This window comes from Streptomyces sp. NPDC021115 (genome assembly GCF_044333065.1).
GTDB lineage: Bacteria > Actinomycetota > Actinomycetes > Streptomycetales > Streptomycetaceae > Streptomyces.
Map to the genome: position 1 here is coordinate 388,432 of NZ_JBIRQF010000003.1, position 15,548 is coordinate 403,979.

Annotated in this window: 13 protein-coding genes; 10 read left to right on the forward strand and 3 right to left on the reverse strand. The window is 72.3% G+C overall.

Features of this window, described 5'->3' with window-relative positions; genetic code table 11:
• Positions 1-6: 6 nt before the first annotated feature.
• The 5 genes from catC to ACH4TL_RS11835 all read left to right on the forward strand — a co-directional run bounded on the left by catC (position 7) and on the right by ACH4TL_RS11835 (position 5,906).
• Positions 7-354, forward strand: coding sequence for a muconolactone Delta-isomerase (gene catC, locus ACH4TL_RS11815; RefSeq protein WP_398318506.1), 348 nt, complete (start codon positions 7-9; stop codon positions 352-354).
• Positions 341-1,579: an FAD-dependent monooxygenase gene (locus ACH4TL_RS11820; RefSeq protein ID WP_398318503.1), complete on the forward strand. Its 1,239-nt coding sequence runs from the start codon at positions 341-343 to the stop codon at positions 1,577-1,579. Before catC ends, ACH4TL_RS11820 begins: the two co-directional genes overlap by 14 nt.
• Positions 1,580-1,688: 109 nt before the next feature.
• Entirely contained in the window at positions 1,689-4,112 is a 2,424-nt protein-coding gene (locus ACH4TL_RS11825) for a glycoside hydrolase family 44 protein (RefSeq protein WP_398318500.1), read from the forward strand.
• Positions 4,109-5,230: an arabinogalactan endo-beta-1,4-galactanase gene (locus ACH4TL_RS11830; protein ID WP_398318497.1), complete on the forward strand. Its 1,122-nt coding sequence runs from the start codon at positions 4,109-4,111 to the stop codon at positions 5,228-5,230. Before ACH4TL_RS11825 ends, ACH4TL_RS11830 begins: the two co-directional genes overlap by 4 nt.
• 49 nt (positions 5,231-5,279) lie before the next feature.
• Positions 5,280-5,906 (forward strand): alpha-ketoglutarate-dependent dioxygenase AlkB, encoded by a 627-nt coding sequence (locus tag ACH4TL_RS11835; RefSeq protein ID WP_398318494.1) that lies wholly within the window; start codon positions 5,280-5,282, stop codon positions 5,904-5,906.
• Between the two features lie 7 nt (positions 5,907-5,913).
• Here ACH4TL_RS11835 and ACH4TL_RS11840 read toward each other — a convergent pair whose 3' ends face one another.
• A complete protein-coding gene (locus tag ACH4TL_RS11840) occupies positions 5,914-6,354 on the reverse strand; it encodes an Lrp/AsnC family transcriptional regulator (protein ID WP_398318491.1) in 441 nt (146 codons plus the stop codon).
• 155 nt (positions 6,355-6,509) lie between these two features.
• On the opposite strand from ACH4TL_RS11840, the gene ACH4TL_RS11845 reads away from it, so the two are divergent.
• Both ACH4TL_RS11845 and ACH4TL_RS11850 read left to right on the forward strand, forming a co-directional pair.
• Positions 6,510-7,181, forward strand: a complete 672-nt coding sequence (locus ACH4TL_RS11845; protein WP_398318488.1) for an AzlC family ABC transporter permease — start codon at positions 6,510-6,512, stop codon at positions 7,179-7,181.
• Positions 7,174-7,500 (forward strand): AzlD domain-containing protein, encoded by a 327-nt coding sequence (locus tag ACH4TL_RS11850; protein WP_398318485.1) that lies wholly within the window; start codon positions 7,174-7,176, stop codon positions 7,498-7,500. The genes ACH4TL_RS11845 and ACH4TL_RS11850 overlap by 8 nt, the downstream gene beginning before the upstream one ends.
• On the opposite strand, the gene ACH4TL_RS11855 is transcribed toward ACH4TL_RS11850, so the two are convergent.
• Entirely contained in the window at positions 7,487-8,473 is a 987-nt protein-coding gene (locus ACH4TL_RS11855) for an alpha/beta hydrolase (RefSeq protein WP_398318482.1), read from the reverse strand. The genes ACH4TL_RS11850 and ACH4TL_RS11855 overlap by 14 nt on opposite strands.
• Positions 8,474-8,593: 120 nt before the next feature.
• Entirely contained in the window at positions 8,594-9,652 is a 1,059-nt protein-coding gene (locus ACH4TL_RS11860; protein WP_398318722.1) for a helix-turn-helix domain-containing protein, read from the reverse strand.
• A gap of 218 nt (positions 9,653-9,870) precedes the next feature.
• Between ACH4TL_RS11860 and ACH4TL_RS11865 the strand changes: the two genes are divergently transcribed.
• The 3 genes from ACH4TL_RS11865 to ACH4TL_RS11875 all read left to right on the forward strand — a co-directional run bounded on the left by ACH4TL_RS11865 (position 9,871) and on the right by ACH4TL_RS11875 (position 15,469).
• On the forward strand, positions 9,871-12,678 hold the full coding sequence (locus ACH4TL_RS11865) for an AfsR/SARP family transcriptional regulator (RefSeq protein ID WP_398318479.1): 2,808 nt from the start codon (positions 9,871-9,873) through the stop codon (positions 12,676-12,678).
• 146 nt (positions 12,679-12,824) lie between these two features.
• Entirely contained in the window at positions 12,825-14,708 is a 1,884-nt protein-coding gene (locus ACH4TL_RS11870) for an amidohydrolase (RefSeq protein WP_398318719.1), read from the forward strand.
• Between the two features lie 98 nt (positions 14,709-14,806).
• Positions 14,807-15,469 (forward strand): hydrolase, encoded by a 663-nt coding sequence (locus tag ACH4TL_RS11875; protein ID WP_398318476.1) that lies wholly within the window; start codon positions 14,807-14,809, stop codon positions 15,467-15,469.
• Positions 15,470-15,548 lie beyond the last annotated feature (79 nt).

The following is a 15,548-nucleotide window of genomic DNA, read 5'->3' on the forward strand; positions in this document are numbered from 1 at the left end:
TGCGCGGTGCTGTTCGCCGTACGGATGGACGTCGACATGCCGCGCGACCTCGACCCGGAGGCGCGGGCGGAACTGGTGGCGCGCGAGAAGGCGTACTGCCAGGAACTCCAGGAGACGGGCACGTGGGTGCACATCTGGCGCTGCGCCGGGCAGTACGCCAACCTCAGCGTGTTCGACGTCGAGGACAACGAGGAACTCCACCGCGTCCTGTGGAACCTGCCCCTCTTCCCCCATATGACGATCGACGTCACCCCGCTGGCCCGGCATCCGTCCGACCTGGCGGCCGATGACGCGACCGCCGCGCACACCACGGCAAGCGAAGGAAACGGAGGCGCACACCATGGCGACGGCTGAACCGCGCGTGGCGATCGTGGGAGCGGGGATCGGAGGGCTGACCCTCGGGCTCTTCCTGCGGCAGCGCGGCATCCACGCCGAGCTCTTCGAACAGGCGGAGGAGCTGAAGGAGACCGGCGCGGCGGTGGCGCTGTCCGCCAACGCCACCCGGCTGCTGGACGAACTCGGCCTCGGCACCGCACTCGCGGAAAACTCGGCGGAGCCCACCGAACTGGTCTACCGCCACTGGCGCGACGGCCACCGGGTGGCCGCGCACCCCGTCGGCAGCGACTACCGCGAGCGCTACGGCGCCGCCTACCGCGGTGTGCACCGGGCGGTGTTCCAGACCCTCCTGAGTACCGCGTGGGGCCGGGACCGCCTGCACCTCGGCGCCCGGGTGCGCGGCCTGGCCGAGGAGCGGCACGGCATGTGCCTGGAGCTGGACGACGGCCCCGGCGAGGGCCGCTTCGACCTCGTCGTCGGCGCCGACGGCGTCCACTCCGCCGTCCGCCGCTGGGTGCACGCCGGGGAGCCCGCCGTGTACTCGGGCACCAGCGGCTTCCGGGGCCTCGTCCCCGCCGAACGCGTGCCGTCACTGCCCGATCCGGGGGCCATCCAGTTCTGGATGGGTCCTGGCGCCCACGTCCTGCACTACCTGATCGACCGGCAGGGCACGATCAACTTCCTCGCGGTGGTCCGCGGCCCCGCCCGCTGGACCGACGGTTCCTGGCGCGCCGAGGCCGCTCCGGGCGAACTCGCCGCCGCCTTCGACGGCTGGCATCCGGCGATGACCGAAATGGTCGGCGGCGCGCCGCAGAGCGACCGTTGGGCCCTGTTCGGCCAGGACCCGCTGCGCGGCTGGTCGCGCGGGCGCGCCGTACTGCTCGGCGACGCCGCGCACGCCATGCTGCCCCACCACGGGCAGGGCGCCAACCAGACCATCGAGGACGCCGCCACCCTCGCGGACTGCCTGGCCGAGGCGGACGGGCCGGGGAACTACGGCCCCGCGCTGCGCCGTTACGAGCGGCTGCGCCGCGTCCGCACCCGGCAGGTGCAGCGCAGCTCGTGGGTGACGTCGGACCTGCTGCACCTGCCCGACGGGCCCGCCGCCGAGCGGCGCGACCGCAAACTGGCCACCGTCCCCGAGGACTTCGGCTGGATCCACGCGTACGACGTGCGTGCCGTACCGGGCGTACGACGTGCGGGGACGGCGGCCGGTGCGGGCGGGTTGCGCCCAGACGGTTGACACTCCGGCGGGCCTCGCTGACCATGCGCAGAGTGGGAGCGCTCCCATCTCCCGGCCCTTCGTCCTGTCCCTGTCGTCAGCACGGCCGCCCCGAAGGAGACCCATGCGCATGACTCCCAGACCCAGGCGCAGGACTCCCCGGGCCGCACCGGCGGCCGTGGTGCTGCTGGTGGCCGCCGCCGGTCTGGCCGGTCCCCACCCGGCGAGCGCCTTACCCGGCGGGGGAGCGCGGCCCGCCTCCTCCGCCGCCCCGGAGGGCCCCGCCCTCAGCGTCGACACCACCACCGGCCGCAAGGCGATCGACCCGCACATCTACGGGATCAATTTCGCCGACGAGGCGCTCGCGAAGGAACTGCGGCTGCCGGTCCGGCGCTGGGGCGGCAACGCCACCACCCGCTACAACTACAAGCTCGACGCGTACAACGCGGGCCAGGACTGGTACTTCGAGAACCTGTACTACGAGAACGGCACCGCCCAGCTGCCGGACGGCTCGGAGGCCGACAAGTTCGTCGACCAGAACCGCCGCACCGGAACCGACACCGTCATGACCGTGCCGATGAGCGGCTGGACCACCGCGGCGCGCGATGCCGCCTGCGGCTTCAGCATCGCCAAGTACGGTCCCCAGAAGGCGAACGACGCCCAGTGGCGCCCGGACTGCGGCAACGGGGTGAAGACCGACGGCACCAACGTCACCGGCAACGACCCGGCCGAGACCAGCGTCCCCGCGGGCCCGGAGTTCACCAAGGGCTGGGTGCAGTACCTGAAGGGCGCCTACGGCGCGGCCGACCAGGGCGGCGTCCGGTTCTACAACCTCGACAACGAGCCCGACCTGTGGTGGAGCACCCACCGCGACGTCCACCCCCAGGGCACCGGCTACGACGAGATGCGCGACAGCACGTACGCCACCGCCGCCGCCATCAAGGACGCCGACCCTTCGGCCAAGACCCTCGGCCCGGTCGGCTGGGGCTTCAACTCCCTGATCTACTCCGGCCTCGACCAGAAGACCTGCAACGAGAAGGGCGGCGACTGCTGGAGCAACCCGCCCGACCGGGCGGCCCACGGCGGGCAGCTGTTCGCCCCCTGGTACCTCCAGCAGATGAAGGCGTACGAGCAGAGCCGCGGCCGCCGCGTCCTGGACTACTTCGACGAACACATCTACCCCCAGCAGAGCGGGGTGTTCGGCGGCGCCGTCGACGAGGCCACCCAGGCGCTGCGGCTGCGCTCCACGCGGCAGCTGTGGGACCCGACGTACGTGGACGAGAGCTGGATCAACCAGCCCGTCCAGTTCATCCCGCGCATGCGCTCCCTGGTCGACGAGAACTACCCCGGCACCAAGCTCGCCGTCACCGAGTACAACTGGGGCGCGCTGGACCACATCAACGGCGCCCTCGCCCAGGCCGATGTGCTCGGCATCTTCGGACGGGAGGGGCTGGACCTGGCCACCCTGTGGGATCCGCCCACCTCCACCGAGCCCGGCGCCTTCGCCTTCCGCATGTTCCGCAACTACGACGGCAAGGGCGGCTCCTTCGGCGACACCGCGGTCCGCGCCGCCAGCGCCGACCAGGACAAGCTCGCGGTGTACGCGGCCGAGCGCAGCGGCGACAAGGCGCTGACCGTGATGGTCGTCAACAAGACCACCGGTGATCTGACCGCCCCGGTGTCCGTCACCGGCAGCACCGCGCCGAACGGCGCGGCGCAGGTCTACCGCTACGGCCAGGGCGACGTCAGCGCCATCGAGCACCCGGCCGACCAGCCGCTGACCGACGGCGGTTTCACCGCCACCTTCCCGGCCTACTCCATCACCGAGTACGTCCTGCCCGCCGGTTCCTCCGAGGCGAAGCCGCCCACCGCGCCCGGCACCCCGGCCGCCACCGCCGTCGGCTCCGACCGGGCCACCCTCACCTGGGGCGCGTCCACCGCCGGATCGTCCCCGGTGGCGAGCTACCAGGTGTACTCCGGCGACATCACCGGCGCCCCGGTCGCCACCGTCGACGCCCCCGCCACGAGCGCCACCGTCACCGGGCTGTCCCCGGCCACCGCCTACACCTTCCGCGTGGTGGCCAAGGACGCCGCGGGCCGCAGCTCCCCGGCCTCGGCCCCGGTACGGGTGACCACCGGCGCGGCCCCGGCCGCCGCCTGCACCGTCGGCTACGCGGTGAGCAGCGACTGGGGCAGTGGCTTCACCGCCGCCGTCACCCTCACCAACAAGGGCCCCGCCCTGAACGGATGGCAGCTGGGCTTCTCCTTCACCGGCAACCAGAAGGTCACCCAGGGCTGGAACGGCACCTGGCGCCAGAACGGCACCGCGGTCACCGTCGGGGACGCCGGATGGAACGCCGCCCTGGCCACCGGCGGCTCCACCACCATCGGCTTCAACGGCACCTACACCGGGAGCAACCCCGCACCGCGCGACTTCACCCTGAACGGCAAGCCGTGCACCGCCCCCGGCGCCGCGGCCGCCGCACACATCGCGGCCCCGGTCGGTCACGCACCCGGCAAGGGCGCGGTGCCGGATCGGAGGAGGACGCGATGACCGTCCACCGACCCGGACACCCGCTCAGGGCCGCCCTGCTCGTCGCCCTGATCGCCCTGGCGGCGGCCCTGCTCACCGCGCCGCCCCGGGCGTCCGCCGCGAACGCGCTCAGCATGCGCGGCGCCGATGTGTCGACCGCGCAACGGGCCCTCGACCTCGGCGCCAAGTACTACGACGCCAAAGGCACCGCCGCCGACCCGCTCGACATCCTCAAGGGCGCCGGGGTGAACTACGTCCGGCTGCGGGTCTGGAACAACCCCGCCAGCGGCTACAACAACAAGGCCAAGGTGCTGGCGTACGCGAAGACGGTCAAGGCCAAGGGCCTCAAGCTGCTGGTCGACTTCCACTACTCGGACACCTGGGCCGACCCCGGCAACCAGCGCAAGCCCGCGGCCTGGGCGAGCCATGGCATCGGCCAGCTCCAGACCGACCTCTACAACTACACCTACGACGTGTGCAACAGCCTCAAGGCCCAGGGCACCGCCCCGGACAGCGTGCAGATCGGCAACGAGATCAACGTCGGCATGCTGTGGAACGACGGCAAGGTGGTCGACAACGACTTCACCAACCTCAGCCTCCTGCTCAAGGCCGGATACAACGCCACCAAGGCGTGCAACGGCGCAACCAAGGTGATCATCCACACCGCGAACGCCGACAGCGACGCGCACGCGCGCTGGTTCTACGACGGGATCAGGGCGAAGGGCGTCAGCTGGGACATCACCGGTCTGTCGTACTACTGCATGTGGCACGGCACCCTGTCCACCCTGTGGAACGTCGTCGCCGGCATGCGGTCCCGGTACGGCAAGGACGTGGTCATCGCCGAGACCGCGTACCCCTTCACCACGGCGAACGCCGACAGCACCGGCAACTCCGTCACCTCCGGCTGCTCGGGCTATCCGCTCACCTGGACCGGCCAGGCCGCCAACTTCACCGACGTCCAGAACACCGCCCGCAACGCCGGGGCGATCGGCGTCTTCTACTGGGAGCCCACCTGGTACGCGGTCCCCGGCAACGGCTGGGACCCGGCCGACATCAACAACAGCGGGGACGGCTGGGACAACATGGCCGCCTTCGACTGGACCGGCCACCTCAACCCGAACATCCGCTGGACGTCCTAGCCACCACCTCACTCGCACATCTGCTCGATTATCTGGGTACACTGCCGCCATGGGCGTGTATCTCCAGGGCTCGCTCTTCGACCAGGACGACACCGCCGTCCTCGGCCCGCTGCGCGGAGTGCGCAGGACCGAGCTGCGCGACGGCGCCTGGCTCGATCTGCTGACCGGATGGCTGCGGGGAGCGGACGACCTGTTCGTCCGGCTCTCCGCCGACGTCCCGTGGAAGGCCGAGCGGCGGCGGATGTACGACCGGACAGTGGACGTCCCGCGGCTGCTCGCCTTCTACGGCGCCGACGACCCCCTGCCCCACCCCGTCCTCACCGGGGCCAGGGACGCGCTTTCCGCGCACTACGCCGCCGAACTGGGCGAGCCGTTCACCACGGCCGGGCTGTGCTACTACCGCGACGGCCACGACAGCGTGGCCTGGCACGGCGACCGGACCGGGCGCGGCAGCACCGAGGACACCATGGTCGCCATCCTGTCCGTGGGCGCGCCGCGCGATCTGCTGCTCCGCCCCCGGGGCGGCGGGGACACCGTGCGGCGGCCGCTCGGACACGGCGATCTCATCGTGATGGGCGGCTCCTGCCAGCGGACCTGGGAACACGCGATCCCCAAGACCTCGCGGACCACCGGACCACGGATCAGCATCCAGTTCCGGCCCACCGGTGTCGCATGACCAGCGGCTACTGAGCCGGTTTGATGGTCTTCATCGTGAAGTGCGACGTGACGTTCTTGACCCGCGGGATGGTCATGACGCGCTGGCTGAGGAACGTCTCGTAGGCGGCCAGGTCGGCCACGGCCACGCGCACGAAGTAGTCGGGGGTGCTGAACAGCCGGCGCAGCTCGATGACCTCCTCCGCCCGCGTGAGCGTCTGCTCGAAGTGGCCGGTGGTCTCCGCGTCCTGCGACGCGAGGCTGACGTCGAGCAGCACCTCGAAGGACCGCCCCACGGCAGTGGGATCGACGACCGCACGGTAGCCGCAGATGACCCCGTCGGCCTCCAGCCGCTGCACCCGCCGCAGACACGGGCCGGTGGTGAGCCCGACCCGACGGGCCAGCTCGACGTTGGTCAGCCGCCCGTCCCGCTCCAGCTCGGCAATGATTGCTCGGTCCATGGCATCCATGCGACAAAGATTGCACGATCACGGACCCGCCCGGCAATATTCGCAACCACATGGCGCGCGTTCCACGAGATCATGGACAGGTGCCACAACACGTTCTCACCCAGCCGACAGCGCCGGATCCTCCCGCCACCCGGAAGCAACGCATCGCCGCGGGCGTGCGCGATTCCTTCTCTGCGGGGCTCGGGATCTTCCCGCTGGGCATCGCGCTCGGCCTGCTGGTCGTCCAGGCCGGTCTGCCGTGGTGGCTCGCCCCCGCGCTGTCCCTGTCCGCGTTCGCCGGATCCCTGGAACTGCTGCTGGTGGGCATGGTGGCCACCGTCACGCCCCTGGCCTCGATCGCACTGACCGTCCTGGTGGTCAACTTCCGGCATGTGTTCTACGCGTTCTCGTTTCCCCTCCGCCTGGTCAGGAACCCGTTCGCGAAGGCGTACGCCGTCTACGCCATGATCGACGAGGCGTACGCCGTCAACGCCTCCCTCCCCGAGGCCGAACGCTCCGCGCCACGCCTGCTCGCGATGCAGATCGCCTGCGAGGTCTACTGGGTCGGCGGCGGTCTCGTCGGTCTCGCCCTGGGGGCGGCCCTGCCCGGGCCGGTCAAGGGTCTGGAGTTCGCGCTGTGCGCCCTGTTCACCGTGCTCACCCTGGACGCGTTCCGCTCGCTCCGGGAGATGCCCTCCGTACTGCTGGCCGGGGCCAGTGTCACGGTGGCGCTCGTGCTCACCCCGGGCGTCGCCCTGTTCACGGCGCTGCTGCTGTTCGTCGCCCTGCTGCTGGCCCGCCACGTGTACACCGCCCGCCGCCCCGCCGAGGAGACCGCCGATGCCTAGTACGTCGTACCTGATCGCCGTCCTCGCGATCGTCTTCACGATCACCCTCGCGCTGCGGGCCGTGCCCTTCGCTGTGCTGCGCACGCTGCGCACCTCGCCGATCGTGCGGCGGCTGTCGGAGTGGATACCGGTGGGCATCCTCGCGATCCTCGCGGTGACCGCCCTGCACGGCAGCGTGGCCGAAGAGCCGCGGATGACGCCGTACGCGCTGCTCGCCGTCGCCGTCACCGCCGGTGTCCACCTCGCCTTCGGCCGCCGCACGATCCTGAGCGTCGGCATCGGCACCGCCGTCTACGTGGCCCTCGTCAACGCGCTGTAGAGAGCGCCGCGCGCAGCGTGTCCGTGGCGAGCGTGATGGCCGCCTGCGCGGCGTGGGTTCCGCGCAGCGCGTCGAGCATGACGAAGTCGTGGATGATGCCCTGGAAGCGGACCGCGGTGACGGGGACACCCGCCGCGCGCAGCTTGTTCGCGTAACCCTCGCCCTCGTCGCGCAGGACATCGGCCTCCGCGGTGATGACGAGGGCGGCGGGCAGCCCGGTGAGCTGCTCGGTGGTGGCCCGCAGCGGGGAGGCGGTGATCTCGGCGCGTTCGCCCTCGTCGGTGGTGTACTGGTCCCAGAACCAGCGCATGGCGTCGCGGCGCAGGAAGTAGCCGGTCGCGAACCGGTGGTACGAGCCGGTGTCGAAGCCCGCGTCCGTGACCGGGTAGAACAGCACCTGGTGGCGCAGGGGCACATCGCCGCGCTCCTTGGCCATCAGGGCCAGGGCGGTGGCCATGTTGCCGCCGACCGAGTCACCGGCCACGGCCAGCCGGGCGCCGTCGAGGCCGTGGCCCGCGCCGTCCCGGACGATCCACCGGGCGACGGCGTAGTTCTGCTCGATGGCGACCGGGTAGCGGGCCTCGGGGGAGAGGTCGTACTCGGGGAACACCACGGCGGCGCCCGCTCCCACGGCGAGTTCGCGCACCAGGCGGTCATGGGTGTGGGCGTTGCCGAACACCCAGCCAGCGCCGTGGAGGTAGAGGATCACTGGCAGCGGCCCCGCGGCACCGGCCGGGGTGACGATACGGGCCCGGACGCCGCCGGTGGGACCGCCGGTGACGGTGATCCACTCCTCGTCGACCTCCGGCTTGTCGATCTCGCCGGACTGTACCTCGTCCACGGCCTTGCGGCCCTCGGCCGGGCCGAGGTCGAACAGATACGGCGGGTTGGCGGTCGCCTCGGCGAAGGCGGCCGCGGCCGGTTCCAGCACCGGCTGGACCGGCTCGTTGGCGTCGGACCTGTCGTCGGACATGCGTCACTCCTGGCGTGTGGTGTCGTGTCGGGTGCCGGTGGAATCCGGACAAGTGGTCCCGGCGGGGCACGGGGAGGGCGGCTCGTGCGGTGGCCGCCGCCGGAACCGTCCGGCCGGAGGCTAGGCCCGTTGCCGCGGCCCGCCTTGACCAGGGGCGCACGCCTTGTCGTCCACCAGCGCACCGGGCTTCCCGGCGCGGTCGCGGGCGGCGGCGTCCACCGGCTCCCGCCACAGCGCCTGCCATTCGCGGGGGGACATTCCGTAGGCGGCCCGGAAGACGCGGCTGAAATGGGCCGGGCTGATGAATCCCCAGTGCTGGGCCACGGCGGCGACCGTACGGCTCGACCGGCCGCCGCGCGCCAGCTCTTTCCGGCATTCCTCAAGTCGGCGCTGCCGGATCCACCGGCCGACCGTGGTGCCCTGTTCCTGGAAGAGCTTGTGGAGATAGCGCACGGAGATTCCGTTGTGCCGCGCGATCGTTTCCGGTGAAATCCCGGAATCCGCCAGGTGTTTGTTGATGAACGCGTGGACGCGGGCCAGATGCGCGCGGTCCGCACCGGCGCGCCGGTCCGCCAGGTCGCGTGAGCCGAGCGTGTCGAGGGTGCCGGTGGCGAGGGTGGTCAGCAGATCCAGCAGGGTGCGGGCGATCTGCCGCCGGATGTGCCACGGATGGGGACCGGCGCCGCCCGCGAGCCGGGAAACGATGGGCAGCAGCAGGGCCGACAGCGCCGTATCGGCCGCGATGGGACACGCGGTGAGACGGCGCAGCTCGGCCTCGGGCAGCCCCAGCGCCCCGCGCGGCATCGCGATGACCTGCGCCCGATACGGCTCCGGCATGACCAGGGTGAAGGGGCGGGAGGCGTCGTAGAAGGCCAAGGCGCCGGGACGGAGCGACCCCGAGCGGCCGTCCTGATGGACCGTCGACGTTCCGCCCTCCTGTAGCCGGGCCAGCAGACAGTCACGGCCGTCCGCGAGAATGTGCCCCGGAGCGCGGGCGATCGTGATCGGATCCGAATCGATCGCGGATATCCGCACCGGGCCGAGCCCTTCCGCCGTGATGCGCGCCGACCATTGCTCCGGCCTTTCCAGACGCATATCGAGCGCGAGAAGAGTGCGCGATACCGCGTCGCTCCAGTGCGCCGGTTTGTCGCCCGGCGGAAGCGTCGCCGGGCAATGCAGGGCCTGCCGGGCGGATAACCCGCGCTCCGCGGGCGGGTTGCCGCTCAATTCCCACTCACTGGCGCATTCTTGTACACCACACAGTCCTCCTCGGGTACCGTTCGCGGTCGGTTGTGGAGAGCGTAGGTTCGTGCGGTGAAAGAAGAGTGAAAGCGGAGGGCCGACAGGACCCGGTGCCCCCGGCGGCGGAGTCCTTGCGGTTCGAGATCCTGGGGCCGATGCGCGCCTGGCGGTCGACAACCGAGCTGGATCTCGGAGTTCCGCAGCAACGGGCGCTGCTGGGCCTGCTCCTGATCCGGGCCGGGGAACACCTCCGGCTGAGCGAGATCGTCGACGTCCTGTGGGCGGAGCGTCCTCCCGCCACCGCCGTCAACGTGGTCCACCGATACGTCGGCCTGCTGCGGCGGCTGCTGGAGCCGGAGCTGCCGCCCCGGGCGCCGGGCAGCCTGCTGCTCCGCGAAGCGGGCGGCTACCGGCTGCTGGTGGCGCCGGACTCGGTGGACCTGCTGCGCCACCGCGACCTCGCGCACCGGGCCGCACAGGCCGCCGACAGGGGACAACTCGACGTGGCATCGGGGCTGTTCGTCGACGCCCTCGCCCTCTGGCGGGGTCCCGTCGCGACCGGGGTGCCGGAGCGGATGCGCGGCCATCCGGTGTTCACCGGCCTGGACCGCGCCTACCTGGACACCGTGGCCGAGGCCGCCGACGTGGCGCTGCGCTGCGACCGGGCGGAGCGCGTGGTCGGGCTGCTACGGAAGGCCGTCGCCCTCGATCCGCTGAACGAGCCCTTGCACGCCCGGCTCGTCCTGGCCCTGTCCGCCTCGGGCCACCGGGCACAGGCCCTGGCCGTGTACGACGACATCCACACCCGGCTGGCCGAGGAGCTGGACGTAACCCCCGGCCCGGAACTGCGCGCGGCCCACCGGCAGATGACCGGTCCCGCCACCCGGGACACCACGCCCGCCGGAGCCGCCGGAAACGCCGGAGCCACGCCGGAACGGCAGCCACCCTGGGTACGCCCCGCCCAACTGCCCGCCGACCTGGCGGTGTTCTCCGGGCGGCAGGCGGAACTCACCCGGCTGCTCGCCATGCTGCCCGACACCACCGTCGCCGTCATCAGCGGCATGGCCGGGGTCGGGAAGAGCACCCTCGCGGTGCACTGGGCGCACCGCGTCGCCGACCGGTTCCCCGACGGGCAGCTGTACCTCAACCTGCGCGGCTTCGACCCCGGCGGGCCGCCCACCCAGCCCGCGGAGGCCGTCGCCGGAATCCTGCACGCCCTGGGCGTGCCCTCGCAGCACCTGCCCGCCGGGCTGGACGCCCAGACCGCGCTGTACCGCAGCCTGCTCGCGGACCGGCGCGTCCTCGTCGTGCTGGACAACGCCCGGGACCACGACCAGGTCCGTCCGCTGCTCCCCGGCGGCCCCGGCTGCCTGGCCCTCGTCACCAGCCGCAGCCAGCTGCCCGGCCTGGTGGCCTCGGACGGAGCCGTGCCGGTGCCTCTCCTCCTGCCGCCGGTGGACGACGCCCGCGCCGCGCTGGTGCGGCGGATCGGCCACGACCGGGCGGCCGCCGAGCCCCGGGCCGTGGCGGACATCATCGAGCTGTGCGGGCGGCTTCCGCTGGCGCTCGCCATCGTCGCCGCCCGCGCCGCCCTGAACCCTGGTTTCCCGCTGGCCGCCGTCGCCACCGAACTCCGCCGGGGCCACGGCAGCCTCGACGCCTTCGCCGACACCGGGAGCGCCATCGACGCCCGTGCCGCCTTCTCCTGGTCGTACGACGCCCTGACCCCGGAAGCGGCCCGCGCCTTCCGGCTGCTGGCCCTGCACCCGGGCCCGGACCTCACCGCCGCCGCGGCGGCGAGCCTCACCGGCCTGCCCGTACGCCGCACCCGCACCCTGCTGGCCGAACTCACCCGCGCCCATCTCCTCACCGAACACAGCTGGGGCCGCTACACCTTCCACGACCTGGTGCGCGCGTACGCCACCGAACTCGCCGAGGACCACGACACCGACGCCACCCGCCACTCCGCGCTGCACCGGATGCTCGACCACTACGTGCACACCGCGCACCCGGCCGCAGCTCTGCTCTCCCCGGACGCGGACCTCGTACCGCCGGGCCCGGCGCTGCCCGGCGTCACCCCCGAAACCCTCACCGACGACCGGCAGGCCCTGGACTGGCTCACCGCCGAGTACACCGGGCTGCTCCCCGCGATGGAACGGGCCGCCGCGTCCGGGTTCGACGCCCAGCTCTGCCACCTGGCCTGGTCCCTGGAGGCGTTCTTCGACCGGCGCGGACACTGGCACGACTGGCACACCGCCCAGCGCGCCGCGCTGGACGCGGCAGACCGGCTCGGCCACCCGGAGTGGCAGGCGTACGCGGACCGCTCCCTTGCCCGCGTCGACGGCAGGCTCGGCCACTACGCCGAGGCCCGCACCCGACTCGACCGGGCCGCCGAGGCGTTCGACCGGCTGGGCGACCCCGTCCGGCTCGCCAACACCCACCGCAGCCTCGGCTGGACCTCCGACCAGCAGGGCGACCTCACCGCAGCCCTCGCTCACAACCAGCGCGCGCTGGAGCTCTTCCGGGCGGCGGGCCAGCGCGCCGCCGAGGCCCGCGTCCTCAACGCGGTGGGTTGGTATCTCTCCCTGCTGGGGCGGTACGACCAGGCCCTCGCCCACTGCGAGCGGGCCCTCGTCATGATGCGGGACACCGGCGACCGCTACGGCGAGGCGGCCACCTGGGACAGCATCGGCCACGCACACCACCACCTCGGCCAGTACAAACAGGCCGTCATCGGCTTCCACAACGCCCTCACCGTGTACCGCGAACTCGGCGTGCCGTACCAGGAGGCCGACACCCTGGCCCGCCTGGGCGACACCCACCGGGCGACCGGCGAGCACGGCACCGCCCGGGAGATCTGGCAGCAGGCGCTCACGCTCTTCACCGAGCTGGGACGGCCCGACGAGGCCGCACAGGTCCGCGCCCGGATAAGGGACCCGAACCGCGAACGCGGCCTCGCCTGACGGAGCGCGACGGTGCGCGCGCGGGAAACACCCGGTGCGCTGGCGGGCAACGCACGCGGCCCTGGCCGTCCTACCGTGCCGGACACCAGGCGGCCTGTCGGCCGCCGCAGCCACACCGTTCCCTGGAGGGTGCCGAGGTGTCCACGATGCCGGTCGGCGGGCTCGTTCCCGTCGCCACCGACGACGAGGCCGCGGACGTGATCGTCCGCAACGCGAAGGTGTACACCCAGGACGCGAAGCGCCCGCAGGCCGGTGCGGTGGCCATCCGCGACGGTGTGGTGCGGGCGGTCGGGGACGACGCCGACATCGCCCCGTACCTGGGCGCTGCCACCCGCGTGGTCGACGCGCTGGGCCGCCGGGTCGTCCCCGGGCTCAACGACACCCACCTCCATGTCATCCGCGGCGGGCTCAACTACGTTCTGGAACTGCGCTGGGACGGCGTCCCCTCGCTGCGCCAGGGCCTGGCGATGCTGCGCGAACAGGCGGCGCGCACCGCGAAGGGCCAGTGGGTGCGGGTGGTGGGAGGCTGGTCGGCCGAGCAGTTCGCCGAACGGAGACCGCCGACCGTCGCCGAACTCAACGCCGCGGCCCCGGACACCCCGGTGTTCGTCCTGCACCTGTACCAGTCGGCCGTGCTGAACCGGGCGGCCCTCAAGGCCGCGGGATTCACCAGGGACACCCCCGACCCCAAGGGCGGGCTGATCGTGCGCGGCCGGGACGGGGAGCCCACGGGCCTGCTGCTGGCCGCACCCAGCGCCCTGATCCTCTACTCGACCCTGGCCAAGGCGCCGACGCTGCACGGCGAGGACAAGAAGACCTCCACCCGCCACTTCCTGCGCGAGCTGAACAGATTCGGGCTGACCTCGGCGATCGACGCCGCCGGAGGCTTCCAGAACTTCCCCGGCGACTACGGCACGGTGACCGAGCTGGCCGAGACCGGGCAGCTGTCCCTGCGCATCGCCTATCACCTGTTCCCGCAGACCGCCGGTCAGGAGATCGAGGACCTGACCCGCTGGATCGAGATGGTGCGCCCCGGGGACGGGGACGCCTGGCTACGGCTCAACGGCGCCGGGGAGAACCTCACCTGGGCCGCGGCCGACTTCGAGAACTTCGCCCAGCCCCGCCCGTACCTCACCGGCGACTACGAGGCCGACTTCGAGAAGGCGTTGCGCCTGCTCATGGAGAACGGCTGGGGCTTCCGGCTGCACGCCACCTACGACGAGACGATCCGGCGTGACCTCGCCGTCTTCGAAAAGCTCGCCGCGGAGGGCCTGTTCCCGGCCGGGAACAGGTGGCTGTTCGACCACGCGGAGACCGTCTCCCCGGACAGCCTCGACCGCATCGCGGCGCTCGGCGGGGCGCTGTCCGTGCAGAACCGGCTGTCGTTCCAGGGCGCGGCGTTCGCAAGCCGGTACGGCGCGGGCGCGGCGGCCGAGGCACCGCCCCTCGCGGCCATGCTCGGCCGCGGGCTGACCGTCGGCGCCGGAACCGACGCCACCCGGGTGTCCTCGTACAACCCGTGGGTCGCCCTGCACTGGCTGGTCTCCGGCCGGTCGGTCGGCGACCTGGCCCTGCGGCCCCCGCAGAACCGGGTGGGCCGGGAGACCGCGCTCGCGATGTACACCCGGGCCGGGGCCGAACTGACCGGCGAGGACGGTGTCAAGGGCGTGCTGCGGCCGGGCGCTTACGGCGATCTGGCGATCCTGTCCGACGACTACTTCACCGTGCCCGAGCAGGACATCCCGCACATCGAATCGGTGCTGACGATCGTCGGCGGCCGCATCGTGTACGCCGCCGCCGAGTACGAGGGCCTGGACGAGGACATCCCGGCCGTCAGCCCGGAGTGGAGCCCGGTGGCGCGCTTCGGCGGCTACCAGGCCACCGGCCCGGCGGGCGGCTCCGGCGCCCGCCAGGCGGAGTCGCTGGGCCAGGCGATCGCCGAGTCCGAGCAGCACCGGCAGTGGCGTGTCCGGCGCGGCGCGCTTCCCGAGCACCAGCCCATGGCGTTCGACAGCTGCTTCGTGCTGTGAGCGGCGGAGGCGCGGCACGGGATCCGCCCCTTCGCGTGCCATGTGAACACCGCACGCGTACATCCCGCACCCAGACGTACACCGAGAAAGGGTCCACCATGGTCGACATCGCCGAGGTCACCGCCACCCCCAGCCCCGCCCTGCTCACCCCGGACAACGCGGTGATGCTGTTCATCGACCATCAGCCGCAGATGTTCTTCGGCACCGGCAGCCACGACCGCACCACGATCATCAACTCCACCGTGGGCCTGGCGAAGGCGGCCCGGGTGTTCGACGTGCCCGTGGTGCTGAGCACCGTCGCCGCCGAGACGTTCTCCGGCCCGCTCCTCCCGCCGCTCGCGGATGTCTTCCCCGACCAGAAGGTCATCGACCGCACCTCGATGAACGCCTGGGAGGACGTGGCGTTCGTCGAGGCCGTCAAGGCGACCGGGCGCAAGAAGCTCATCGTCTCCGGACTGTGGACCGAGGTGTGCCTCGTCCTGCCCGTGCTGTCCGCCATCGCCCAGGGCTACGAGGTGTACGTGGTCACCGACGCGTCCGGCGGCGTCACCCCGCAGGCCCACGAGCACGCCGTCCAGCGCATGGTGCAGGCCGGTGCCGCCCCCGTCACCTGGGTGCAGGTGCTGCTGGAGCTCCAGCGCGACTGGGCCCGTACGGAGACGTACGGCCCGGTCACGGACCTGGTGAAGGAGCACGCGGGCGCCTACGGCCTCGGGGTGCTGTACGCCCAGTCCATGCTCGGCGCACACGCCGCGGGCTGACGCTCCGTCATACCGATGGCGGCCCGCGGAATGGCCATCGCGCCGCCATCGGTCTGCCGACCGCCGAGGAACGGACGTT